The organism is Kitasatospora sp. HUAS MG31 (assembly GCF_040571325.1).
GTDB lineage: Bacteria > Actinomycetota > Actinomycetes > Streptomycetales > Streptomycetaceae > Kitasatospora > Kitasatospora camelliae.
This window is the reverse complement of record NZ_CP159872.1, coordinates 1125449-1148202: the sequence shown is the minus strand read 5'-3', so window position 1 is coordinate 1148202 and position 22754 is coordinate 1125449. Positions and strand designations below refer to the sequence as shown.

The following is a 22754-nucleotide window of genomic DNA, read 5'->3' as shown; positions in this document are numbered from 1 at the left end:
CATGAACACAACGCCGCCTTCGGCCGACGCCGGGGAGCTCCGGCGGCATCTGGGCCTGTTCGACGCGGTGGTGATCGGGCTCGGGTCGATGATCGGCGCCGGTGTCTTCGCGGCGCTCGCCCCGGCCGCGGCCGCCGCCGGATCGGGGCTGCTGCCCGGTCTGGCGCTGGCGGCCGTGGTGGCGTACTGCAACGCCACCTCCTCCGCCCGGCTGGCCGCCCGCTACCCGCGGTCGGGCGGCACCTACGTCTACGGGCGGGAGCGGCTCGGGGAGTTCTGGGGGTACCTGGCCGGGTGGGGGTTCGTGGTCGGCAAGACCGCCTCCTGCGCGGCGATGGCGCTGACCGCCGGCTCCTACCTCTGGCCGGAGCAGGCGCACGCCGTGGCGGTCGCGGTGGTGGTGGCGCTGACGGCGGTGAACTACGCCGGGGTGCAGAAGGCCGCCTGGCTGACCCGGGTGATCGTCGCCGTGGTGCTCGCCGTGCTCGCCGCCGTGGTCACCGCCTGCCTGACCGGCTCGGCCGCCGAGGCCGGCCACCTCGCGGTCGGCGCGGACGCCGGGTTCCACGGCGTCCTCCGGGCGGCCGGCCTGTTGTTCTTCGCGTTCGCCGGCTACGCGAGGATCGCCACCCTCGGCGAGGAGGTCCGCGAGCCGCGGCGCACCATCCCCCGGGCGATCTCCCTCGCGCTCGGCATCACCCTGGTGGTGTACGCGGCCGTGGCGCTCGCCGTCCTCGCCGTGCTCGGCCCGGACCGGCTGGCCCACAGCGCGGCGCCGCTGGCCGAGGCGGTACGGGCCGCGGGCGCGCCGAGCCTGGTGCCGGTGGTACGGGCCGGGGCGGCGGTGGCCTCGCTCGGCTCGCTGCTGGCCCTGATCCTCGGCGTCTCGCGCACCACGCTGGCGATGGCCCGGGACCGGCACCTGCCGCACCCGCTCGCCGCCGTCCACCCGCGGTTCGGCGTACCGCACCGGGCGGAGCTGCTGGTCGGCGCCGTGGTCGCGGTCCTCGCGGCCACCACGGACGTGCGCGGGGCGATCGGGTTCTCCTCGTTCGGGGTGCTCGCCTACTACGCCGTCGCCAACGCCTCCGCCTGGACCCTGACGCCGGGGGAGGGCCGCCCGCCGCTTGCCGTGCCGGTGGTCGGCGCGGCGGGCTGCCTGGCGCTGGCCCTCGCCCTGCCGGCGTCCTCGGTGCTGTGGGGCGCGGTGGTGCTCGCGGTGGGCGCCGCCGTGTACGGGCTGCGCAGGGTCACCGCCGCCCGGCGCTGAGCGGCTGTCAGGGCTCCGTACCGCGGACCACCAGCACCGGGCAGGGGGCGTGCTGGACGCAGTGCTGGCCGACCGAGCCGAGCAGCGCTCCGGCGAAGCCGCCGTGGCCGCGGTTGCCGAGGACCAGCAGTTCGGCGCCCTCGGCGGCCTTCAGGAGGACCTGGGCGGGGTTGCCGCACTCCACCCGTTCGCGCACCTCGACCGCGCCGTCCGGGCCGGTCTCCTGTGCGACCGCCTCGGCGAGGGCCTTGCCGGCGTAGGCGGCGGCGTCCACGTCGACCATGGTCATGCCCCAGCCGTAGACCGCCGGGTACTCCCAGGCGATCACCGCCTCCACGGTGGCGCCGACCAGACCGGCCTGCCGCAGGGCCCACCGCAGGGCGGCGCGGGAGGAGGCCGATCCGTCGACCCCCACCACGATCCGCCGCCGTGCCGTCGTCCCGTTCATCTCGTTCCCTTCCCGTTCTCTCGTGGCGAGGACCGGCTGGTCCTCAGTGGCGCAGGTCGAACACGAGGCGGGCGGCGACCTTGCCGTCCAGGACCTCGGCCATGCAGGCGTTGACCTCCTCCAGACGGCGGGGCGCGCGGACCACCCGGGTGCGACCGAGGGCGTGCAGCGCGAACACCTCGGCGAGGTCCTGACGGGTGCCGACGATGGAACCGATCACCTTCGTGCCGTTCAGCACCGTCTCGAAGACCGGCAGCTCCAGCGTGCCTTCGGCGGGCAGGGCGACCAGGACCAGCGTGCCGCCGCGGCGCAGCGCGTCGTAGGCGGCGCGGAAGGACTCGTTGCTGACGGCGAGGGCGATCGCGGCGTCCGCGCCGCCCATCCGGTGGACCTCGGCGGCGACGTCCTGGGTCCGGGCGTCGATCACGTGGTCGGCGCCGAGTTCGCGGGCGAGCGCCAGCTTGTGGTCGGTGACGTCGACGGCGACGGTCTCGGCGCCGTGGATCCGCGCGTACTGGAGGGCGAGGTGACCGAGGCCCCCGATGCCCGAGACCAGCACCCGGGTACCGGGGCGGGCGCCGGACACCTTGAGGGCCTTGTAGGTGGTGACGCCGGCACAGGTGAGGGGAGCGGCGTCCAGCGGGTCGATCCCGTCGGGGACGGGGACGACGTAGTCGCCGTGGGCGAGCACGTACTCGGCGTGGCAGCCGTCCACCGAGTAGCCGCTGTTGCGCTGCCGCAGGCAGAGCGTCTCCCAGCCGGAGACGCACTGGTCGCACCGCCCGCAGGCCTCCGCCAGCCAGGCCACGGCGACCCGCTCGCCGACCCGGACGTCGCGGACCCGGTCGCCGACCGCCTCGACGATCCCCACGCCCTCGTGGCCGGGGACGAACGGCAGGCGCGGCCGGACTGGCCAGTCGCCGCGGGCGGCGTGGATGTCGGTGTGGCAGAGCCCGGAGGTCTCGATCCTGACCCTCACCTGGTGGGGCGCGGGCGTCGGGACCGGGCGTTCCTCGACGGCGAGTGGTTCGGCGAAGTCGTGGACGACCGCGGCTCTCATGGTGCTCCCGCCCTTCCCTGGGTGACGGCGGGGCCGGTCCGCACCGCCGTGCGGCCCGGCCGGGGACGGACGTCCGCCGGTCCCGCGCTACCCCTCCATCCCACCGCCCCGGCCCGGGCCTGCGCTGGGGCCGAGGGGTGCACCGGCGCGGGCCGATGGTCCCGGGTCCCTTCGGCGGAACCCGACGGCGGTACCCGGCGGCCGAACCCCGGCACCGGCGCGGCGACAGGGCCGAACGACCCACCGGCGGTGGCCGGACCGCCCGCCCCGGGCCCGTGCGGACGGACCTGGAACCGGGGCCGCACGCCCCTCGGCCCGCGCCTCGCGACGGCGGAGGCTGGAGACGGGCCCGGGGGTGGCCGCGAGTCCGCGCCCGGCGCCGAGAGCGAGACCCCCAGGGGTGGAGGAGATGCCCGCCGACCGGCCGGACCCGGTCCCGGACCTGACGGGCTACGAGGAGGTCGTGTCATGACGCACCGCACCGTGTACCAGGTGATGACCCGCGACGTGGTCCGGGTGGCGCCCGGCACCGGGTTCCGCGAGATCGCCACCCTGCTCCACGAGTACGACATCAGCGCGGTGCCCGTCGTCGACCCGGACGAGCGGCCGCTCGGCGTCGTCTCGGAGGCCGACCTGCTGCGCGTCCAGGCGGCTCAGGAGGACCCCAGCCGCCTGTCGCCCCCGCCGCCGGCGGCGGCGGCCGACGCCGCCACCGCCCGCGGGCTGATGACCAGCCCCGCGGTGTGCACCACCCCGGAGGCCAGCGTGGTGGAGGCCGCCCGCCTGATGGGCCGCCACCACCTCAAGCACCTGCCGGTGGTGGACGGTTCGGGCCACCTGACCGGCATGGTCAGCCGCAGCGACCTGCTGCGCGTCTTCCTGCGCGGCGACCGGGAGATCCGTACCGAGATCGTCGAGGACGTCCTCGGCCGGACCGCGGGCGTCAGCCCGGCCGCCGTGGGCGTCGAGGTCGACCAGGGGGTGGTCACCCTCAGCGGCATCCTCGAACCCCCGTACCTGGCCAAGGTCGTCCTGCGGCTGTGCCGGGCGGTGGACGGTGTGGTCTCCGTGGTCGACCGGATGAACGAACGCGCCCGCCGGCTCGACCCGCCGCACCGGCCGGTACCCGCCGGACGCCCGCTCGCGGCCTCCGCCGGCGCGACCGAGGAGGGGCCGTGAACCCCCCGGCACCGGACAGACAGCGCCCCCTCCTCGCCGCCACCGGCGTCCGCAAGGTCTACCGGACCGGCAGCGTCGAGGTCACCGCCCTGCGCGACCTCGACCTGACCGTGCTCCCCGGCGAACTGGTCGGCGTGATGGGACCGTCCGGCTCCGGCAAGACCACCCTGCTCAACTGCCTCTCCGGGCTCGACGACATCGACGCCGGCCGGGTCGAGGTGGACGGCCGGGACCTGTTCGCCATGTCCGACGCCGAACGCACCGAGCACCGCGCCCGCGCCATGGGCTTCGTCTTCCAGGCCTTCAACCTCATCCCGGTCTTCTCCGCCGCCGAGAACGTCGAACTCCCGCTGCTGCTCACCGGCACCCCGCCGGGCGAGGCCCGGGCCCGGGCCACCGCGATGCTGGACCGGGTCGGCCTCGGTGACCGGGTCGCCCACCGGCCCAGCGAACTCTCCGGCGGCGAGCAGCAGCGCGTCACCATCGCCCGGGCCCTGGTCGCCCGGCCCGCCGTGGTCTGGGCCGACGAACCCACCGGCAACCTCGACAGCACCATGGCCGGCCAGGTGATGGACCTGCTGCACACCCTCAACCGCGACGAGGGGCAGACCATCGTCCTGGTCACCCACGACGAGGCCATCGGCGCCCGCCTGCCCCGGCTGATCCGGATGCGCGACGGCCGCCTGGTCTCCGACACCCGGCGGGCCGCCCTCCAACCGGCGGGCTGACCCGTGTACCCCGGCCTCCTCCTCCCGCTGCTCGGCCTCCTCGCCGTCGCCCTGGTGGCCCTGCTGGCGATCGCCGTCCGGCAGCCGGTGGTCCGCCGGCTCGCGGGCCGTCAGCTCGCCCGGCGACGGACCGAGGCCGCCCTGGTGATCACCGGCTCCGTCCTCGGCACCGCGATCATCGTCGGCGCCCTCGTGGTGGGGGACACCCTCGGCTCCTCGGTCCGCCAGGAGGCATACCGCACCCTCGGCCCGGTGGACGAACGGGTCGTCAGCACCGACCCGGCGGCCGGCCGGTCCGTCGCCGACCGGCTGGCCCCGCTCGCCGCCGACCCCGACGTGGACGGCCTGCTCACCGCCCAGGTCACCCAGGCAGCCGCCGCCAACACCCACACCGCGCAGCCGGTCGCCGAACCCCGGGTGCTCGCCTGGCAGACCGACCTCGACGCCGCCGCCCGGTTCGGCTCCGGCGCCGGCGCCACCGGCCTGGACGGCCCCGCGCCGCCGCCCGGCCGGGTGGTCCTCAACGAGCCCCTCGCCCGCGCCCTGAGGACCGGCCCCGGACAGCCGATCACCCTCTACCTGTACGGGCAGCCGTTCGCCTACACGGTGGAGCGGGTCGTCCCCCAGCAGGGGCTGGCCGGGAGCGGCCTCGGCGGCCGGGTCAACCGCAACGCCTTCCTGCCGCCCGGCGCCCTCGACGCGGCCGGCGCCGCCACCGGCGGCCAGGCCCGCTCGATCACCCTGGTGTCCAACCGCGGCGGCGTCGAGTCCGGCGAGAACCTCACCGACCGGGTCACCGAGCGGATCCGCACCGCCCTCGGCCCGGACGCCGCCCGCGCCGCCGTCGACACCCCCAAGCACACCGTGCTCACGCAGGCCCGGCAGACCGGGGACGCCCTCGGCGCCCTGTTCCTGATGATCGGCAGCTTCAGCATCATCGCCGGCGCCCTGCTGCTGGTGAACATCTTCGTGATGCTCGCCGAGGAACGGAAGGCCCAGCTCGGCATGCTCCGCGCCGTCGGCCTCAAGCGCTCCCGCCTGGTCGGCTCGTTCAGCCTGGAGGGCGCCGCCTACGCCCTCGCCGGCACCCTGCCCGGGGTGGCCATCGGCGTCGCCGTCGGCTGGGGCGTCGCCGTGGTCGCCGCCCAGATCTTCCGCAGCTGGTCGGTGGACGGCAGCGGCCTGGACATCGCCTTCGCCGTCACCCCGACCAGTCTGCTCAACGGCGCCGCCCTGGGCCTGGTCATCGCCCTCGCCGCGATCGCCGCCACCAGCGCCCGGATCAGCCGCTTCAACGTCATCGCCGCCATCCGCGACCTCCCCGCCGAACCGGGCCACCGGCCCAGGCGCCGGCTGCTCGCCGTCTCCACCGCCCTCAGCGTCCTGTGCGCCCTGGCCGCCGTGCCGGCCCTCGCCCGCAGCCAGGCCGAACAGACCTACCTGCTGCCCGCCCTCGCCGTCGCCCTCGCGGTGCCCGCCGCCCGGCGGGTGATGCCGCGCCGCGCCGCCGACAGCCTCGCCGCCGGACTCGTCCTGCTCTGGACGCTGACCGCCAGCGTCGTCCGCCCGAACGTGTTCGACACCCCGTCCATGGCCGTGTACGTCATCCTCGGCAGCCTCGCCGCCTTCTCCGCCGTGGTCCTGGTCAGCGAGAACCAGCACGTCCTGCTGCGGCCGCTGCGCCGCCTGATCGACCGCCCCACCCAGCAGGGACTCGCCGCCCGCCTGGCCACCGCCTACCCGCTGGCCAAACGCTTCCGCACCGGCTCGACCATGGTGATGTACACCCTGATCGTCCTCGTCCTGGTCCTGCTCACCGAGATCTCCGGGATCATGAACGCCAGCATCGACCGCGCCGCCGCCGACGCCACCGCCGGCTACACCCTGCGGGTGGACTACAACCCGGCCGCCGGGACGAGCCCGCTCGACGACCTGCGCTCCGGCCCGCTCGCCGGCCGGGCGGCCGCCGTCGCCCCGCTGCTCAACGCCCGCGGGCAGGCCACCGACCCCGGCCACCGCACCACCCAGCCCCTGGAGACCGCCGTCGTCGGCGTCCCCGACGGCGCCGCCACCGGCATCGCCTTCCGCGACCGGCTGCCCGGCCTGCCGGACGACCCCGCCGTCTGGAACGCCCTCGCCACCCACCCCGAGTACGTCGTCGTGGACACCTTCTTCGGCCACACCGGCGGACCCGCCGGCAAGTTCTACGCCCCCGGCGACACCCTCACCCTCACCGACCCGGTCACCGGACGGGCCGCCACCAAGACCATCGCCGGCGTGCTGACCAGCGGACTCGCCTTCTACCCGGGCAACGGCAGCAGCACCACCGTCTACCCCGTCGTCCTCGGCGAGCAGGCCGTCGCCGCCCAGTTCGGCCCGCAGGCGCAGACCGCCAGCGCCCTGGTCCGGACCGCCCCCGGCACCTCCCCGGAGGACCTGGCCGCCCAGCTCCAGGGCGGCCACCTCTCCGCCAGCCTGGTCGCCACCCCGATCGCCGCGGACGTCCACCGGCTGTTCGCCGCCAACACCGCCTTCTTCCGCCTGATGCAGGGCTTCCTCGCCCTCGGCCTGCTGATCGGCATCACCGGACTCGGCGTGGTCATGGTCCGGGCCGTCCGGGAACGCCGCCGCACCATCGGCGTCCTGCGCGCCCTGGGCTGCCAGGCCCGGACCGTCGAGCGGTCCTTCCTCTGGGAGAGCGGCTTCGTCGCCCTGGAGGGAACCCTCCTCGGCAGCGTCCTCGGCGTGCTCACCACCTGGCTGATGTACCAGAAGAGCTCGGCCTTCACCGGACTGAACGGCGGCTTCCCGATCGAATGGGGACCGATCGCCACCCTCGCCGCCGTCACCGTCGCCGCCTCCCTGCTGGCCGCCCTCGGCCCGGCCCGCCACGCCGCCCGGATCCGCCCCGCCCTCGCCGTCCGCCTCCCCGACTGACGGCCCGGGGCGTGTCCTACGGATCGTGCAAGGGCGGCGACCTCCGCGACCCCGAGCACATCCGGCGCCGGGCCCACGGGGTCGGACGCGAACTGCACGGGGAGGCGAGCGCAGGCTAGGACGGAGAGCGGGCGGCGGCCCGGAGCCCTAGGGGCTCCGGGCCGCCGTCCGGTGGCGCCGAGGTTCAGAGCCGAGGTTCAGACGAGTCCCGCGCCCCAGGTGCGGGCACGGGCGAGTTCGCCGGCGCGGAGGGGGCCCTCGGCGTCCTCGATGATGAAGCCCTCGGGTTCCACCGTCACGTCGTAGTGGTGGTGGGCCAGCCGGTGGGCGATGCCGTTGGCCGCGCCGCCGCTCATCCGGAAGTCCGCCCGGGTGTCGAAGGCCGCGGCGTGGGTGCCGGGTTCGGTGTCGGGGAGCCCGTGGAACCAGGACCGCAGGCCCGGCCCGGTGGCCTCCTCCTCGGTCTCGCCGGACTTCCGCGCCATGGTGCGGCTCAGTCCGGAGGACATCCCGTGCATGTGGGTCGGTCCGCCGACCACCAGCAGGTCGGCGCCGCGGGTGACGTCCGCGCCCGCGTCGGCGACCGGGACGCACCGGACCTCCGCGTTCGGCGCGGCGTCGTGGACACCCTCGGCGATCGCCTCCGCGACCTCCCGGGTGTTGCCGTACATGCTCTCGTACACGATCACTGCCTGCATGGCTGCTCGCCTGCCTCTCGTTCCGGTCGCGGCCCGACCGGGTGCCGCGCGGGCGTCGGTGTCAGGCCGGAGGGTGGTGCCCGGCCCGGCCGGGCGGCTGCCGGGCGGCGTCCGCGGGCGCCGGTCGGCAGCCCGCTGGACGGAGGGCCGGACCGGGTGGAGGGCGGCCCGGCCGCCGCTTCCCGCGCTCATGAACATGACCGCCTCCGATCCCGTCGCGGCCGGCCGTGTCCGACCGTCTCCATCCTCGGGCGGGGCACCCCGCCGAGGGCAGGGCCGGTCGGGCCCCGCCCACGGTCCGCCGGGCCCCGATCGGCGGGACCAGGCCACGGTGGAGCGGCCGGGGCCGACCGGCCCTGGCAACGCGACGGGGAGTGGGCGACCGTGGAGGGGGAAGCCCGTGCCGGCAGCCGTGCGGCGCGGGCCGGACCGAGGGAGCCGCAGATGTCCGCGATCCACCACCCGCCGGCCGAGGCCGAGGCGCTTCTCGCCGACGGGACCACCGCCGTGATCCGCGCCCTCGTCCCGGCCGACCGCGACGCGGTGCGCGATCTCCTGGCCGCCCGGATGTCCGAGGCCGGCCGGCGCCTGCGGTTCCTGGGCGCCACCCGGCGGGATCCGCTGCCCGCCGCCGACCGGCTCTGCGGCGGCACGCGGCCGGACCTGCTGGCGCTGGGCGCCTGGGTGGGGGAGGAACTGGTCGGCGAGGCGGACTGCGAGCTGACCGCCGCGGACGGACGGACCGCCGAGCTGTCCCTCGCCGTCGCGGAGGCCTGGCACCACCGCGGGGTCGCCACCCCGCTGGTCGAGCGCCTGGTGCAGGCCGCCCGCGAGCGGGGCGTCACGGCCTTCGAGGCGGACACCCTGACCGGCAACCGCACCGTCCACAAGCCGTTCTCCGACCTGGGCCTGCCGGTCCACCGCCGCCTGGCGCGGGGTGGGATCCGGGTCCGCGTCTCGCTGGACGAGAGCGACGAGCACTCCCTTCAGGCCGTGGACCGGCGCGGCGGCACCGCCGACCTCGCCGGCCTGGCCGCCCTGCTGCGGCCGCGGTCGGTGGCCGTGGTGGGTGCCTCCCGGCGGCCCGGCTCGGTGGGGCACACCGTCCTGCGGAAGATCCGCGAGGGCGGGTTCACCGGCGCGCTGTGGGCGGTCAACCCGTATGCCGGGCGGATCGGCGGCGAGATCGCCTACCCGGGGCTCGCCGAGCTGCCGGGGACACCCGAACTCGCGGTGCTGGCCGTGCCGCCCGCCGTGGTGCCGGGCGTGGCCCGGGCCTGCGGCGCGGCGGGGGTCCGGGCGCTGGTGGTCCTCGCCTCCCGCCTGGACGCCGACCAGGCACGGGAGTTGATGTACGCCTGCCGGCGCCACGGCATGCGCCTGGTCGGCCCGAACTCCTTCGGCATCGCGCAGACCGCCCCGGGCGTGCGGCTGGACGCCGAGTTCGGCGGCGTGGTCCCGCTGCCCGGCACCGCGGGCGTGGCGGTGCAGTCCGGCGGGGTGGGGATCGCCCTGCTGGAGCGGCTCGCCTGGCTGGGCATCGGCGTCTCCAGCTTCGTCTCGCTCGGCGACAAGTACGACGTCAGCGGGAACGACCTGCTGCAGTGGTGGGAGAGCGACGGCTGTACCGACCTGGCGCTGCTGCACGTGGAGTCCTTCGGCAGCCCCCGGGCGTTCTCCAGCACCGCCCGCCGGGTCAGCCGGACGCTGCCGGTCCTCACCGTGGACGCCGGCCGCTCGGCGGCGGGCCGGCGGGGCGCCGCCTCGCACACCGCCGCGGCGGCCACCCCGACCGTCACCCGCGAGGCGCTGTTCCGGCAGACCGGTATCACCGCCACCCGCTCGGTCGCCGAACTCGTCGACACCGCCGCCCTGTTGTACGCACAGCCGCTCCCCGCCGAACGCGGGGCGGTGGCCGTGCTCTCCAACGCCGGCGGCATCGGCATCCTGGCCGCCGACGCCTGCGCCGAGGCCGGGCTGACCCTGCCGACCCTCCCGGCGGACCTGGCCGCCGCACTGGCGGAGGTCCTGCCCGCCGGCGCGAGCGCGGTCAACCCGGTGGACACCACCGCGGAGGTCGGCCCCGCGGAACTCCGCGCCGCCATCGACCTGCTCGCCCGCAGCGACGCGGTCGACGCCCTGCTGCTCTGCCTCGTCCCCACCGCGCTCACCAGCTGCCGGGCGGAGGAACCGGTCCGCGCGCTCCTCGACGGCCCCGCCCGCCGGACCATCCCGCTGGCCGCCGTCCTCGTCAGCCAGGAGGCCCCCATCTGCTACCTGACCTGCGCGGACGGCGGACTGCTGCCCAGCTACACCGACCCGGACGCCGCGGCCCACGCCCTCGCCCACGCCCGGGAGCGGGCCCGCTGGCTGGCCGAACCGCCCTCCCCCCTCGCCGAACCCGACACCGTGGACACCGCCGCCGCCCGCCGCCTGGTGGACACCTTCCTCGCCGACCACCCCCGGGGCGGCCGGCTCGACCCGTCGACCACCGCCGACCTGCTCGACTGCTACAACCTGCCGATGTCCGCCTCCATCATGGCCGTCGACGAGTACGAGACCGTCCTGGCCGCGCAGTCCCTGAGCCGGCTCGGCCACGACGGGGCCATCGTCCTCAAGGCGTACCGGCCGGAGTCGGCGCGCAGCCCGGCCCAGGACGCGGTCCGCACCGGGCTGCGCGGTGACGCCCAGGTCAGGGCGGCCTACCGGGAGCTCGCCGACCGGCCCGGCGCCCGGATGGCCGGTGCCGTGGTGCAGCCGATGGCCGCCCCCGGCCTGGAACTCCTCGCCGGGGTGGTCCAGGACCCGGTCTTCGGCCCGCTGGTCGTCCTCGGCCTCGGCGGAACCGCCGCCGACCACCCGGACGCCCGCTCCGCGCGCCTCGTCCCGCTGACCGAACGCGACCTCGCCGGCATGCTCACCGACCTGCCCGGAACCCCCCTGCCGCCCGGCCGCTCCGGCAGCCCCCCGCCCGGCCTGCCGGGCCTGCGCCAGGTCCTCGCCGGCCTCTCCCGGATGGCCGCCGACCTGCCGCAGCTCGCCGAGGCCGACCTCAACCCGCTGATCGCCCGGCCCGACGGGCTGCTGTGCGTGGACGCCCGCATCCGCCTGGAACCCCGGCCGTCCTTCGACCCCTACCTGCGGCGGCCGCACGCCCCCGCCACCACCCCGGAGGCCCGACAGCCGTGAACCACAGCATCCTCGACGGCCGCACCGCCGACACCTTCGCCGACCCGGTCCCCGCCGGCACCCGGGCCCGCCCCACGGTCGCCGCCTGCATGACCCGCCCGGCCGTCGCCGTCACCCCGGACACCGACTTCGCCACCGTGGTCGCGGCCCTCACCGCCTCCCGGCGCGGCGTCCTGCCCGTGGTGGCGGCCGACGGCACGGTGGCCGGAGTGGTCGCCGCCTCCGACCTACTCGCCGCCTACGCCCATCCGGAGACCGGAGGATCGCGGGTCCTCGCCCGGCACCTGATGACCTCGCCGCCGATCACCGTGACGGAGGACCAGGACCTCGCGCAGGCACTGGCCGTCCTCGACCGGCACGCCCTCCACCACCTGCCCGTGGTCGACGGGAAGGGCCGCCTGACCGGCCTGCTCTCCCCGCACGACCTGCTGGACGCGCTGCGCCGCGAGGACGAGGCGATCCGCGACGAGGCGCTGGCCCTGGCCCTCACCCCGGGCACCGGGGTGGTGCCCGGCTCCCTGCACGTCCGGTGCGAACGCGGCCACGTCACCCTGGCCGGCCGCACCCGCACCCACAGCGACGCCGCCGCCCTGTGCCTGCAGACCGCCCGCATCGACGGGCTGGTACGCCTGACCGAACGGCTCACCTGGGCCGTCGAGGACACCGCCGACACGGCCGAAACGGCCGACACCGCCGACACCGGGTCCGACACCGACTCAGAGGGTGAACCGGTGGCTCTCCCCGGGCCGGATCGTGGTCAGGGCGCCCCGGAAGCGGAGTGACACCGGCGCCTGCCGGCTCTCGCGGAGGGTCACCGTGGCGGTCCGGCGGTCGATCGCGACGACCAGGCCCCAGTGGCCCCGGTAGCGGATCTCCATCTCCAGCCGGCCCAGTGCCGAGGGCAGGTGCGGGTCCAGCCACAGGGCGTCCTCGCGGATCTCAAGGCCGGTGTAGCAGCGCTGCAGCAGGTCGACGGCGCCGGCCATGGCGCCGAGGTGCACGCCCTCGGCGGTCGTGCCCCTCTGGCTGTCGCTGAGGTCCGCCACCAGGGAGTCGCGGAAGTGCCGCCAGGAGGCTCGCCGGTCGGTGCGGGTCAGCACCCAGGCGTGCACCACGGAGCTGAGGGTCGAGCCGTGGATCGTGCGTCGCAGGTAGTAGCCGGTCGTCCGACGCATCAGCTCGTGCCCGGCCGGATAGCCGAGCCGGCGCAGCAGGTCGCGCACCTCGCGGGCGGAGAAGAGGTACCAGAGCATGAGGACGTCCGCCTGCTTGGACGCCTTGTACCGGTTGACGGTGTCGCCCTCGGCCTCCAGGATCCGGTCGAGCCGCTGGAGGTTCGGGTAGCGGCGCCGGTAGTCCTCCCAGTCGAGCTCGGCCAGGCGCTCGTACCCGTCGAACTGGCTGGGCACGCCGTCGTGGAAGGGGACGTGGAGGCGGCGGCCGACCTCGTGCCAGCGGTCCAGCTCGGCGCGGTCCAGGGCCAGGCGTTCCATCAGTTCGTCGCGGCGGTAGCCGGGCAGGAGGTCCACGGTCTCCAGTGCTCGGTCGAGCACCCAGGCGGCGGTCACGTTGGTGTACGTGTTGTCGTCCAGACCGGGGGCCGCAGCCCAGGGGTAGGCCTCGTGGTACTCGTCGGGGCCCACGACGCCGCGGATCGAGTAGCGCTCCCGCGCCGGGTCGTACACCGCCGAGGTCGACCAGAACCGGGCGATCTCCAGCAGCATCTCGGCGCCGGCCGTGGCGAGGAAGTCCAGGTCGCCGGTGGCCTGGTAGTACTGCCAGACGTTGTAGGCGACGGCGGACCCGACGTGGTGCTGCAGGCGGCTGTGGTCGGGCAGCCAGCGCCCGGACAGCGGGTTGAGGTGGAGGCGCGGGGCCTCCTCGCGGCCGTCGCTCGCGCTCTGCCACGGGTACATCGCGCCCGCCAGCCCGGCCGCGCGGGCGGCCTGCCGGGCGGTGTCGAGGCGGCGGTGGCGGTACCGCAGGACGGCCCGGGTGAGTTCCGGGAAGCGCGGGTTCAGCACCTGGAGGACGAACAGATCGTCCCAGAAGACGTGGCCCCGGTACGCCTCCCCGTGCAGCCCGCGGGCGGGGATGCCGACGTCCAGGTCGGTCGAGTGCTCCGAGTACGTCTGGAGGAGGTGGAACAGGTCGAGGTGGAGCGCGCCGGCGCCGGGGAGGTCGGCGTCGATCCGGCACCGGCGCCACAGCTCCTCCCAGCGCAGCGCGTGGTCGGCCAGCAGTTCCTCGAAGGGGCCGGCCTCCGTCACGAGCCGGCGGGCGGCGCGCAGCGGTGCGCCGATCGCCGGGTCGCGGGAGGTGTGGACGGCGACGGTCTTCTCCACCGTGACCGGCTCGCCGCGCTCCACGTCGAGCGCGAGGACCTCGGCCGCCCACCCGTCGCGGGTCTCCGCGGCCCTGGCGCACCGCAGCGGGACGCCGGCGGCGTGCGCCCGGGTCCGGGCGGCGAGGGCGATGCGCTGCCGGGAGGAGGCGGTCTCCACCTCCAGCCAGACCGGGCCGCCCGGGTCCGCGCCCTGCCCGGCGGGGACCAGGTGGCGGCCGGTCAGTCCCCGGTAGCGGGGCACGCCGCCGTTGGTGACGGTGCCGTCGAGGGCGGAGCGGACCTCCAGCCGGCCGGACCAGTTCTCGGCGGTGAGCACGGTCTCCAGGGCGACCAGGTGGGGCTGGGCCTGGCTGGCGATGCGGCGCTGCACCAGGTGGGTCCGGCGGCCGTCCGGGTCGACGACCAGGGCGGTGCGGGTGAGCACGCCCCGCCGCAGGTCCAGGTCGACCCGCTGGTCGGACGGCGGGCCCGCGAACCAGTCCCCGCCGGGCGGGCGGAAGGTCAGCGGCAGCCAGTCGGGGCAGTTGACCAGGTCCTCGTGCTCGACCACCCGGCCCGCGACCGTGGAGGCGGCGCGGTCGTAGCAGCCGGCCAGGTAGGTGCCGGGGTAGTGGACGCCGTCCGCGTGGCTCTCCGGATGGGCGCCGCGGGTGACCAGATAGCCGTTGCCGACGGCGAACAGCGCCTCGCGCAGGCCCTCCCCGGTCGGATCGCAGCCCTCGTGGCGCAGCGTCCAGGGGTCGACCACCCTGGGCGCCCCGCCGTCCGGGGTGCTCCTGTCCGGGGCCCTTGCGTCCCGGGCTCCCGCGTCCGGGCGCGGCGCGCCGGGGTCCTCCGCGTCCACCTGGCCTCCTCGGTCCTCCTCCAGTGTGCGGAGCCCGCCGCCCCCGCGCGCGGCGCGCCCGGGCCCGCCCCGGACGGTTCCGGACCGCTTCGGCCCCGGCCCCAGGACCGAACGGCCCTGTGCGGGCGCCCGGGCGGGGCGGACAGTGAGGGCAGGACCCCGTCCGCGGAGGAGTGAGGACCATGCAGCACCGCACCGTCCACGACGTGATGACCCAGGAGGTCGTCACCGCTCACCCCGACACGCCGTTCAAGGAGATCGCGGCGCTGTTCCACCGCAACGACATCACGGCGCTCCCGGTCGTCGACGACCAGCGGCGGCCGGTCGGGATGGTCTCCGAGGCCGACCTGATCCGCAAGGAGGCCGTCCTGCCCGACCCCGAGGGGCGCTCCCCGGGCCGGTGGCTGGACGCCCGCGACCGGGCCCGCGCCGAGGCCGAGACGGCCGGCGGCCTGATGACGACCCCGGTCGTCACCGCCCGGGCCGGCTGGTCGGTCCCGGAGGCCGCCCGGCAGATGGACCGGCACAACGTGAAGCGCCTGCCCGTGGTGGACGAGGTCGGGCGCCTGGTCGGCATCGTCAGCCGCCGCGACCTGCTCCAGGTGTTCCTGCGGCACGACGCCGCCATCCGCGAGGAGATCCTCCACGACGTGCTGGGCCAGACCCTCTGGCTGGCCCCCGGGGACGTCCGGGTCACCGTCGACGACGGCGTCGTCACCCTCGCCGGCCGGCTGCCGCGCCGCAGCCTGATCCCCGTCGCCGAGCGGCTCTGCCGGGCGGTGGACGGCGTGGTGGCGGTCCACCAGACCCTCGACTGGACCGAGGACGACACCCAACCGACCGTCGAACACCCCCGCGCCTACCACGCCGACCGGTGACGCCCGGCCGCGCCGGCCCGGGTGCGGCCCGTGAGCGAGGACGAGGAGGAGCCGGAGCGATGCGCGTCGCCGAGTTCATGACCTCCCCGCCGGTCACCGCCGACCCGGTGACCACCGCCCGGGAGGCCGCCCGGCTGATGGCCGAGCAGGCGGTGGGCTGCGTCCTGGTGGTCGACCGGGGCCGCCTGCGGGGCGTGCTCACCGACCGCGACCTGGCCGTGCGGGTCCTGGCCCGGGGCGCCGATCCGGAGACACCGGTGGGCGGTCTGATGTCCGCGCCCGTGGTGACGCTGGACGCCGACGAGGACGTGTCCGCCGCCTACCGGACCTTCTGCCGCACCGGGGTGCGGCGGCTACCGGTCCTGCGGGACGGCCGGGTCGTGGGCGTGCTGGCCGTCGACGACCTCTTCCTCGACGTCCTGCAGCACCTCGCGGACCTGCTCGGGCCGATCTCCTGGAGCGCCCTGCGCGAGGGAGGCCCCGGGCCCGGACCGCCGGCCACGGGCTGAGGCCGCGGCTCCCGGCCGGTGGGCCCGCCCGGCCGGCCCACCGGAGGGTGCCGATCGGCCCAAGCGCCCGGACCCCGGCGGGCACCAGGCTGGAGGTGAGGACAGAAGCCCTCGCCGGTACGGCCCCGGAGTTCGCGATGATGTACTGGAACGATCACGGAATGAGCGGCTGGGGCTTGGGCCTGATGACCGTGAGCATGGTCCTGCTGTGGGGCCTGATCATCCTCGGCATCGTCGTCCTGGTCCGCCACCTCGGCCGCGCCGCCCCCGGCGACCCGGGCTCCCGGCCGGCCCCACCCGGGCCGCCGTCCCCTCCGTCGTCCGCCCCGCCGTCCGGGCCGGACCCCGAGCAGCTCCTCGCCGAACGCCTGGCCCGGGGCGAGATCGAGGTCGACGAGTACCGCGCCCGGATGGACGCCCTCCGCGCCACCCGCGGCCCGACCGCGTACCCCCCTGGCACCTCCGGAGACCCTCATGCGCACGCTCGCCCTTGACGCCGCCGCCCTGGAGAAGCTGGTCTCGGCCGCGGTCGCCGCACCGTCCATCCACAACACCCAGCCCTGGCACTTCCGGTTGCGTGCGGAGACCTCCGCCCTGGAGGTCCGCGCCGTCCTGGAGCGCGCGCTGCACGTCACCGACCCCGAGGGCCGGGCGATGCACCTGTCCGTCGGCGCCGCCGTGCTCAACATCCGCACGGCCGCCCGCCGGATGGGCTGGGCCCCCGAGGTCAGGCTGCTGCCCGACCCCGCCGAACCCGACCTGCTGGCCGCCGTCGAGCTGGACCAGCTCTCCCACGCCGAGCTCCCCACCACCGGGCGGCTGTTCGAGGCGATCTGGCACCGGCACACGGTCCGTACGCCGTTCACCGGACCGCCCGTCCCGCCCACCGTCCTCGCCGAACTGGCGGAGGCCGCGCGGGCCGAGGACGCCGTCCTGACCCACCCCGGGCCCGAGGAGACCGCCCGGCTGCTCGAACTCACCGCCGAGGCGGAACGCCGCAACACCGTCGACCCCGACCACCGCGGCGAGAGCCGGCACTGGCTCCAGGAGCCCGAGGGGCCGCCGCTCGGCATCCCGCCGTCCGCCCTCGGACCGCAGGACCTCGCCGGGCACCTCCCCGTCCGGGACTTCTCCGCGCTGCGCCCGGCCGACCACCGACCGCCCGTCCCCTTCGAGGCCGAGCCGTGCATCGCCGTCCTCAGCACCGACCACGACCTCCCCGCCGACTGGCTGCACGCCGGACTGGCCCTGCAGCACGTGCTGCTGACGGCGACCGTGCACCAGGTCCGGGCCTCGCTGCTGCACCAGGCCATGGAATGGCACGACCTGCGCGAGGCCGCCCGCGACCCCCGGCACGGCCCGGGACACGTCCAGATGCTGATCCGCCTCGGCTACGGCCCGGAGGGCGCGCCGACTCCCCGGCTCACGGGCGCGGAGGTCATCGACTGACGGCCGTGGATCACCGTTCGGCGGGCAGCAGGGTGCGGAACGTCACCGACACCCGCCGCCCGCGCGGGACACGGCCGGACGGTCCGGGATCGCTCCTGCGCGCCGCGATGGCGTGGCGCCAGACGGAACGGGCCTCACCGGCCATCACCAGCAGGCCGCCCGGCGCGAGCGGCACGGGCACCTTGCCGCCGTCCCCGGGGTGGGTGAAGTCCATCAGGCAGCCGGAGCCCAGCGAGAGGGCGGCGACCACCGGACCGAAGCAGGGCAGGCAGTCCACATGGGCGCTGATCCCCTGACCGGGCAGGTACTCGTTGACGATCACCTGCTCCGCCTCCCGCTCCATCAGGCCGTCGGACACCAGCCGCGCGGCCGTCTCCCGGGCCCACCCCGGGAGCGGCGGCGCGGCGTCCCGCCGGTCGGACGCCAGGCTGCGGCGCCCGTAGTCGTACCGGTGGCCGTAGTGCTGCACCCGCCGCTTCAGCTCGGCCGACCACGCCGCGGCGTCGATCTCCGCGAGCAGCGCGTCGCAGGCGGCCGGATCCAGCCAGTCGGCGAGGTACCGCAGCCCGGGCACCGCCGGGGGCGGCGGCGGTGGGGTGGCGATGTCGAGGGGGAGCCGGCCGGCCGTCTGGGACATGTCCGGAGCGTAGCCGGGCCCTCCGACACCGGCCGGAGAGCACCGGCCCTCCGACACCGGCCGGAGAGCGGCGGACGCCTCAGGCGGCCGGCAGCGGCACCCGCCAGACGATCCCGGTACCGCCGGCGGGGAGCGCGCGGGCGTCGAAGCCGCCGCCGAGGGCGGTGGCCCGTTCGGCGAGGTTGGCCAGGCCGCTGCGCCGTCCGCCCTCGGGGAGGCCGACGCCGTCGTCGGTCACCGTGACGACCAGCTCCCCGTCCGCGGCGGCCAGCCAGACCTCGGCGGAGCCGGCGGAGGCGTGCCGGGCGACGTTGGACAGGGTCTCCTGGAGGACGGCGATCGCCTCGTCGGCGACGGCCGGCGGCACCGTGGTGTCCAGCAGGCCGGTCATCCGCAGGGCGGGGGTGAACCCGAGGACCTCCGCGGCCCGGGCGACCGCCTCCACGACCTTGGCGCGCAGGCCCCTGGCGGCCGGTCCGGTGTCCCGGGTCCGCAGGCCGAAGATGGTGGACCGGATGGTCTTGGCGGTCTCGTCGAGGTCGTCGATCGCCCGCAGGACGCGCTCGTTGGCACCCGGGTGGTCGATGAACCGGGTGGCCCCCTGGAGGGTCATCCCGGTGGCGAACAACCGCTGGATGGCCAGGTCGTGCAGGTCGCGGGCGATCCGGTCCCGCTCCTCCAGCAGGGCGACCTGCTCGGAGTCCCGGCGGCGTTCGGCCAGCTCCATCGCCACGGCCGCCTGCCCGGCGAAGCCCTGCAGCGGCCCCGACTCGTCCTCCTCGAACAGCGGCGCGCCCGCCGCCCGGGCGAGCATCAGCACCCCGCGGATCCCGCCCTCGGAGGTGCCGATCGGTACGGCCACGGCGGGCCCGAGCCCCTCCCAGCGCGGCGGCCCGACGGTGATCCGCGGGTCCTCGTGCACGTCCGTGCTCACCACCAGGCCGCCCGCGCAGACGGCCGCGCCCACGAACGACCCCTCCAGCGGGAGCACCAGCCCGCGGTGCTCCTCGGCCTTCAGGCCCACGGCGATCCGCACCTCCAGCTCCTGGGTGTCGGGCAGGCGCAGGGCCACCACGGCGAGGTCGGCGCGGGCGATCTCCGCCGCCCGGTCGACCAGCAGGTCCAGCACCTCCTGCTCCGCGCTGCCGGACAGCAGGCTGCTGGTGATCTCGGCACCTGCCGTGAGCCACCGCTCGTGCAGCCGGGCCTGGGTGTAGAGCCGGGCGTTCTCGATCGCCACCCCGGCCGCCACCGCGAGGGTGGACAGCACCGCCTCGTCCTCGGCGTCGAACTCCGCGCCGCCGCGCTTCTCGGTGAGGTACAGGTTGCCGAACACCTTGTCCCGCACCCGGATCGGCACCCCCAGGAAGGTGTGCATCGGCGGGTGGTGGGCCGGGAACCCGTACGAGGACGGGTGCTCGGCGATCTCGGTGAGCCGCAGCGGGGCCGGGTGGTGGATCAGCTCGCCGAGCAGGCCGTGACCGGAGGGCAGCGGGCCGATCCGCTTGATCTCCTCGTCGCCGACACCGACCGGGACGAACTGCGACAGGTAGCGGTCGTCGCCGATCACCCCGAGCGCTCCGTACTCGGCGTCCACCAGCGTCACCGCGGCCTCGACGACGTGCCGCAGGGCCTGGTTCAGCTCCAGGTCCCGGCCGACGGCCAGCACGGCCTCCAGGAGGCTGTGGATCCGGTCCCGGGTGCCGCGGGCGGCGTCCAGCCTGGCCTGGAGCTCGTCGAGCAGGTCGTCCAGACGCAGCTGGGGCATCCGGGACTCGTTCTCCGATGAGCCGCCCACGGTTCCTCCGCCGCTCGCCCGCTGACAGGAACCAGCGTAGGGGGCGGTGCCCGGCGCCGCCCTCCTGCGCGGGGCCGGGGTGGAGCCGTGGTGGGCCTCGGGCGGGTGGCCGATGCTGGTACCGGGCGTGGAGAGCGCGGCGGACGGACCGGACCGCGTTCTCCCCGAAGGAACGGGCGGTCGACATGCGCGAGAACCAGGAAACACCCGGCGGCGGGGCGGAGCTCCCGGCCGAGCTGTCCCGGCGGATCGTCACCCGCTGTGAGCAGCGCGGGCTGACGGTCGAGGAGGCCGCCGCGCAGGCGGGGATGTCACCCCGCTACCTCGAACACCTGCTGGCGGTGGGCCGTGGGTTCGATCCCGCCGCGCTCGTCCGGGTGGCGGCGGTGCTGGGCATGACCTACCAGGAGCTGGTCGAGGGACGCGAGGACGCGCCGCCGGGCCGGGCGGCGGCGGGCGCGCACCCGTACCTGCTCCGGCTCACCGAGCAGGAGTGCTGGGACCGGCTCGGCACCCACGGGGTCGGGCGGGTCGCGATCTCCGCGGACCCGACCCCGCTCGTCCTGCCGGTCAACTACACGGTGGACGGCACGGCCGTCGCCTACCGCACCTCCGAGGACGGCCCGGCGGCCGTCGCGACGGGGACCGAGGTGGCGTTCGAGGTGGACCACCTGGACGAGCACCGCGGTGAGGGCTGGAGCGTCCTGATCAGCGGCAGGGCCGAGCAGGTGGAGGATCCGGCCGACCGGCAGCGGCTGGACGAGGCCGCGGTGGGCGCGCCGTGGGCGGGCGGCCGCCGGGAGACGTGGATCCGGATCACCCCGGCCACGGCGACCGGCCGCCGCATCCGGGCGCAGTAGCCGGGGGCCGGTGATCGCCGGGTCGTCGGCCGTGGCGTCGGCGGTGGCCGGGCCGGCCCGCCGGGCGGGTCGCGGTGATCAGCGGATGAGCCGGTTGGCGGTCTGGTCCTGGGCGGCCAGGGTCTGGGAGGCCATCACGGCGGCCTGGACCCGGCGCTCGACGCCGAGCTTGGCGAGCAGCCGGGAGATGTGGTTCTTGACGGTCTTCTCGGCGAGGTAGAGGCGCTGGCCGATCTGGCGGTTGGTCAGGCCCTGGCCGATCAGGGCGAGGATCTCCTGCTCGCGGTCGGTGAGCCGGGGCAGGCCGGTGGGCGGCGGGGCGTTGTCGCCGCGCAGGCGGGCCATCAGGCGGGTGGTGGCGCCGGGGTCGAGCATGGACTGGCCGGCGGCGACCGTGCGGACGGCTGAGACCAGGTCGGTGCCGCTGATCTGCTTGAGGACGTAGCCGGCCGCGCCCGCCATGATCGAGTCCAGCAGGGCCTCCTCGTCGTCGAACGAGGTGAGGATCAGGCAGGCCAGGTCCGGCATCTGGGAGCGCAGTTCGCGGCAGACGGTCACCCCGTCGCCGTCGGGCAGCCGCATGTCCAGCACCGCGACGTCGGGCCGCAGCGCGGGGACGCGGGCCAGCGCCTGTTCCACCGTGGCGGCCTCGCCGACGACCGTGAGGTCGGGTTCGGAGTCCAGCAGATCGTGCACGCCCCGCCGGACGACCTCGTGGTCGTCGAGGAGGAACACCTTGATCGGGGCGGCCGCCCCGCCCGTCGCGCCGTCCGCCATCGCTTTCCCGTTCCTTCCGGACCCGCCGCCGGGATGGGGCAGGGCTGAGCCACCGCCAGTTTCCCACGGGCACCGGCGGTTCCGACAGGGCCGGACAGCCCGTCCGGACGGGGCTGTCCGGGCGAGCGGGGGATCAGGGGTGCGGGACCACCGCGACCGGCGCCGCGGAGTGGTGGATGACGGCGTGGGCGACGGGGCCGAGCCGCATGCCCAGGGGGTGGTGGCGGTCGTGCCGGCCGACGACGACGAGGTCGGCGCCGGCGGAGGCGGCCACCACGGCGCGGGCCGACCCGCCGAGCCGCGTCTCGGCGATCACCTCGACGTCCGGGTGAGCGGCCCGGGCGTCGGCGAGTGCCTCGGCCAGGACGGCCTGCTCGGCGGCCTCCTGGGCGGTGATGTCCACCTGGGCAGGCACCCACCCGGTCGCCGTCCACACGGGCATCAGGTCCCAGCCGTGGACCGCCCGCAGCCGTGCTCCGCGCCGGGCGGCCTCGGCGAAGGCGAAGTCCAGGACGGCGCCCGAGGCGTGGTGGCCGTCGACCCCGACGACGACCTCGCGACCGCCGGGACTCCCGTCCTGGTGCCCGTCCGTCCCGTCCGTCCGGTCCGTCCCGTCCGTCCCGTCCGCGCGGACCAGGACCAGCGGGACGCTCACGCGCGCCGCCACCGCCAGGCCGACCGAGCCGACCAGCAGCCCCGCGAACCCTCCGAGCCCGCGCGAGCCGAGGACGAGCAGGTCCTGCTTCTCGGCCGCGGCGAGGAGCGCGTCGGCCGGGTCCTCGCCGACCACCATGGTCTCGACGGACAGTCCGGGGTGGGCCCGGCGGATCTCCTCGGCGGTGTCCGCCAGCGCCCTCAGCGCGGCGGGCCGCAGGTCACCGGCCGGGGTGCCCTCGGCGAACTCGGTGCCCAGCCACGGCCAGGCGTGCAGGATCAGCAGGCCGGTGCCGCGGCGGACGGCCTCCCCGGCCGCCCATCGGGCCGCGGCCGCACTCTGCGGTGATCCGTCGATTCCGGTCAGGACACGGCTCATGGTCATCGTCTTTCCCCCTACGGAGATCCGGTGGTGGTCGGCCAGGACGTCCGTCGTTCCTGCGCCAGGAGCACTCTCCCGGCGCCGACGCCGGCGGGGCCAGGGACCGACCG

At 76.1% G+C, this 22754-nt stretch carries 19 protein-coding genes; 11 read left to right on the top strand and 8 right to left on the bottom strand.

The features are described from left to right. Position 1: 1 nt before the first annotated feature. The gene (locus ABWK59_RS05550; protein ID WP_354638312.1) at positions 2 to 1270 is read left to right on the top strand and encodes an APC family permease; all 1269 of its coding nucleotides are present in this window, start codon (positions 2 to 4) and stop codon (positions 1268 to 1270) included. Between the two features lie 7 nt (positions 1271 to 1277). Here the strand turns inward: ABWK59_RS05550 and ABWK59_RS05545 are convergent, their stop codons facing one another. Continuing rightward, the gene (locus tag ABWK59_RS05545; protein ID WP_354638310.1) at positions 1278 to 1718 is read right to left on the bottom strand and encodes a universal stress protein; all 441 of its coding nucleotides are present in this window, start codon (positions 1716 to 1718) and stop codon (positions 1278 to 1280) included. Positions 1719 to 1761: 43 nt separating this feature from the next. Then, positions 1762 to 2778 carry an alcohol dehydrogenase AdhP gene (gene adhP / locus ABWK59_RS05540; protein WP_354638308.1) on the bottom strand — a complete coding sequence of 339 codons (1017 nt, stop codon included), beginning with the start codon at positions 2776 to 2778 and terminating at the stop codon, positions 1762 to 1764. Between the two features lie 468 nt (positions 2779 to 3246). Here adhP and ABWK59_RS05535 point away from each other — a divergent pair, with 468 nt between their 5' ends. The 3 genes from ABWK59_RS05535 to ABWK59_RS05525 are packed head-to-tail and all read left to right on the top strand — an operon-like array spanning position 3247 to position 7622. Continuing rightward, a complete protein-coding gene (locus tag ABWK59_RS05535) occupies positions 3247 to 3957 on the top strand; it encodes a CBS domain-containing protein (RefSeq protein ID WP_354638306.1) in 711 nt (236 codons plus the stop codon). Continuing rightward, positions 3954 to 4685 (top strand): ABC transporter ATP-binding protein, encoded by a 732-nt coding sequence (locus ABWK59_RS05530; protein WP_354638304.1) that lies wholly within the window; start codon positions 3954 to 3956, stop codon positions 4683 to 4685. Before ABWK59_RS05535 ends, ABWK59_RS05530 begins: the two co-directional genes overlap by 4 nt. A 3-nt stretch (positions 4686 to 4688) precedes the next feature. Continuing rightward, complete coding sequence (locus tag ABWK59_RS05525) at positions 4689 to 7622, top strand: ABC transporter permease (protein WP_354638302.1); 2934 nt, start codon at positions 4689 to 4691, stop codon at positions 7620 to 7622. A gap of 197 nt (positions 7623 to 7819) precedes the next feature. Here the strand turns inward: ABWK59_RS05525 and ABWK59_RS05520 are convergent, their stop codons facing one another. Further along, positions 7820 to 8320, bottom strand: coding sequence for a flavodoxin family protein (locus ABWK59_RS05520; protein ID WP_354638300.1), 501 nt, complete (start codon positions 8318 to 8320; stop codon positions 7820 to 7822). 444 nt (positions 8321 to 8764) lie between these two features. On the opposite strand from ABWK59_RS05520, the gene ABWK59_RS05515 reads away from it, so the two are divergent. Both ABWK59_RS05515 and ABWK59_RS05510 read left to right on the top strand, forming a co-directional pair. Beyond that, positions 8765 to 11509 (top strand): GNAT family N-acetyltransferase, encoded by a 2745-nt coding sequence (locus ABWK59_RS05515; protein WP_354638298.1) that lies wholly within the window; start codon positions 8765 to 8767, stop codon positions 11507 to 11509. Then, complete coding sequence (locus ABWK59_RS05510) at positions 11506 to 12291, top strand: CBS domain-containing protein (protein ID WP_354638296.1); 786 nt, start codon at positions 11506 to 11508, stop codon at positions 12289 to 12291. The genes ABWK59_RS05515 and ABWK59_RS05510 overlap by 4 nt, the downstream gene beginning before the upstream one ends. On the opposite strand, the gene ABWK59_RS05505 is transcribed toward ABWK59_RS05510, so the two are convergent. Beyond that, on the bottom strand, positions 12226 to 14700 hold the full coding sequence (locus ABWK59_RS05505; protein ID WP_354638295.1) for a glycoside hydrolase family 65 protein: 2475 nt from the start codon (positions 14698 to 14700) through the stop codon (positions 12226 to 12228). The two genes, ABWK59_RS05510 and ABWK59_RS05505, sit on opposite strands and share 66 nt — an antisense overlap. A 182-nt stretch (positions 14701 to 14882) precedes the next feature. Between ABWK59_RS05505 and ABWK59_RS05500 the strand changes: the two genes are divergently transcribed. From ABWK59_RS05500 to ABWK59_RS05485, 4 genes are all read left to right on the top strand, one after another. Next, on the top strand, positions 14883 to 15578 hold the full coding sequence (locus ABWK59_RS05500) for a CBS domain-containing protein (protein WP_354638293.1): 696 nt from the start codon (positions 14883 to 14885) through the stop codon (positions 15576 to 15578). Between the two features lie 59 nt (positions 15579 to 15637). Beyond that, the gene (locus tag ABWK59_RS05495) at positions 15638 to 16087 is read left to right on the top strand and encodes a CBS domain-containing protein (protein WP_354638292.1); all 450 of its coding nucleotides are present in this window, start codon (positions 15638 to 15640) and stop codon (positions 16085 to 16087) included. Positions 16088 to 16182: 95 nt separating this feature from the next. Then, positions 16183 to 16581 (top strand): SHOCT domain-containing protein, encoded by a 399-nt coding sequence (locus ABWK59_RS05490; protein WP_354638290.1) that lies wholly within the window; start codon positions 16183 to 16185, stop codon positions 16579 to 16581. Continuing rightward, entirely contained in the window at positions 16562 to 17536 is a 975-nt protein-coding gene (locus ABWK59_RS05485) for an Acg family FMN-binding oxidoreductase (protein ID WP_354638289.1), read from the top strand. Before ABWK59_RS05490 ends, ABWK59_RS05485 begins: the two co-directional genes overlap by 20 nt. Positions 17537 to 17546: 10 nt before the next feature. Here the strand turns inward: ABWK59_RS05485 and ABWK59_RS05480 are convergent, their stop codons facing one another. After that, on the bottom strand, positions 17547 to 18173 hold the full coding sequence (locus ABWK59_RS05480; protein ID WP_354638287.1) for an alpha-ketoglutarate-dependent dioxygenase AlkB: 627 nt from the start codon (positions 18171 to 18173) through the stop codon (positions 17547 to 17549). A 79-nt stretch (positions 18174 to 18252) separates the two neighbouring features. Further along, positions 18253 to 19941: a GAF domain-containing sensor histidine kinase gene (locus tag ABWK59_RS05475; RefSeq protein ID WP_354638286.1), complete on the bottom strand. Its 1689-nt coding sequence runs from the start codon at positions 19939 to 19941 to the stop codon at positions 18253 to 18255. A 215-nt stretch (positions 19942 to 20156) separates the two neighbouring features. On the opposite strand from ABWK59_RS05475, the gene ABWK59_RS05470 reads away from it, so the two are divergent. Continuing rightward, entirely contained in the window at positions 20157 to 20831 is a 675-nt protein-coding gene (locus ABWK59_RS05470) for a helix-turn-helix domain-containing protein (protein ID WP_354638284.1), read from the top strand. Positions 20832 to 20909: 78 nt separating this feature from the next. Here ABWK59_RS05470 and ABWK59_RS05465 read toward each other — a convergent pair whose 3' ends face one another. Both ABWK59_RS05465 and ABWK59_RS05460 read right to left on the bottom strand, forming a co-directional pair. Further along, positions 20910 to 21608, bottom strand: coding sequence for a response regulator transcription factor (locus tag ABWK59_RS05465; RefSeq protein WP_354638282.1), 699 nt, complete (start codon positions 21606 to 21608; stop codon positions 20910 to 20912). 133 nt (positions 21609 to 21741) lie between these two features. Next, entirely contained in the window at positions 21742 to 22647 is a 906-nt protein-coding gene (locus ABWK59_RS05460; RefSeq protein WP_354638281.1) for a universal stress protein, read from the bottom strand. Positions 22648 to 22754: the final 107 nt, after the last annotated feature.

What these genes read in the sequence shown, in the direction of transcription:
- ABWK59_RS05520 (WP_354638300.1), bottom strand. Translation starts at nt 8,320, where the DNA reads ATGCAGGCAGTGATCGTGTACGAGAGCATGTACGGCAACACCCGGGAG.
- ABWK59_RS05545 (WP_354638310.1), bottom strand. Translation starts at nt 1,718, where the DNA reads ATGAACGGGACGACGGCACGGCGGCGGATCGTGGTGGGGGTCGACGGA.
- ABWK59_RS05460 (WP_354638281.1), bottom strand. Translation starts at nt 22,647, where the DNA reads ATGACCATGAGCCGTGTCCTGACCGGAATCGACGGATCACCGCAGAGT.
- ABWK59_RS05485 (WP_354638289.1), top strand. Translation starts at nt 16,562, where the DNA reads ATGCGCACGCTCGCCCTTGACGCCGCCGCCCTGGAGAAGCTGGTCTCG.
- ABWK59_RS05495 (WP_354638292.1), top strand. Translation starts at nt 15,638, where the DNA reads ATGCGCGTCGCCGAGTTCATGACCTCCCCGCCGGTCACCGCCGACCCG.
- ABWK59_RS05470 (WP_354638284.1), top strand. Translation starts at nt 20,157, where the DNA reads ATGCGCGAGAACCAGGAAACACCCGGCGGCGGGGCGGAGCTCCCGGCC.
- ABWK59_RS05500 (WP_354638293.1), top strand. Translation starts at nt 14,883, where the DNA reads ATGCAGCACCGCACCGTCCACGACGTGATGACCCAGGAGGTCGTCACC.
- ABWK59_RS05475 (WP_354638286.1), bottom strand. Translation starts at nt 19,941, where the DNA reads ATGCCCCAGCTGCGTCTGGACGACCTGCTCGACGAGCTCCAGGCCAGG.
- ABWK59_RS05535 (WP_354638306.1), top strand. Translation starts at nt 3,247, where the DNA reads ATGACGCACCGCACCGTGTACCAGGTGATGACCCGCGACGTGGTCCGG.
- ABWK59_RS05515 (WP_354638298.1), top strand. Translation starts at nt 8,765, where the DNA reads ATGTCCGCGATCCACCACCCGCCGGCCGAGGCCGAGGCGCTTCTCGCC.
- ABWK59_RS05480 (WP_354638287.1), bottom strand. Translation starts at nt 18,173, where the DNA reads ATGTCCCAGACGGCCGGCCGGCTCCCCCTCGACATCGCCACCCCACCG.
- adhP (WP_354638308.1), bottom strand. Translation starts at nt 2,778, where the DNA reads ATGAGAGCCGCGGTCGTCCACGACTTCGCCGAACCACTCGCCGTCGAG.
- ABWK59_RS05465 (WP_354638282.1), bottom strand. Translation starts at nt 21,608, where the DNA reads ATGGCGGACGGCGCGACGGGCGGGGCGGCCGCCCCGATCAAGGTGTTC.
- ABWK59_RS05550 (WP_354638312.1), top strand. Translation starts at nt 2, where the DNA reads ATGAACACAACGCCGCCTTCGGCCGACGCCGGGGAGCTCCGGCGGCAT.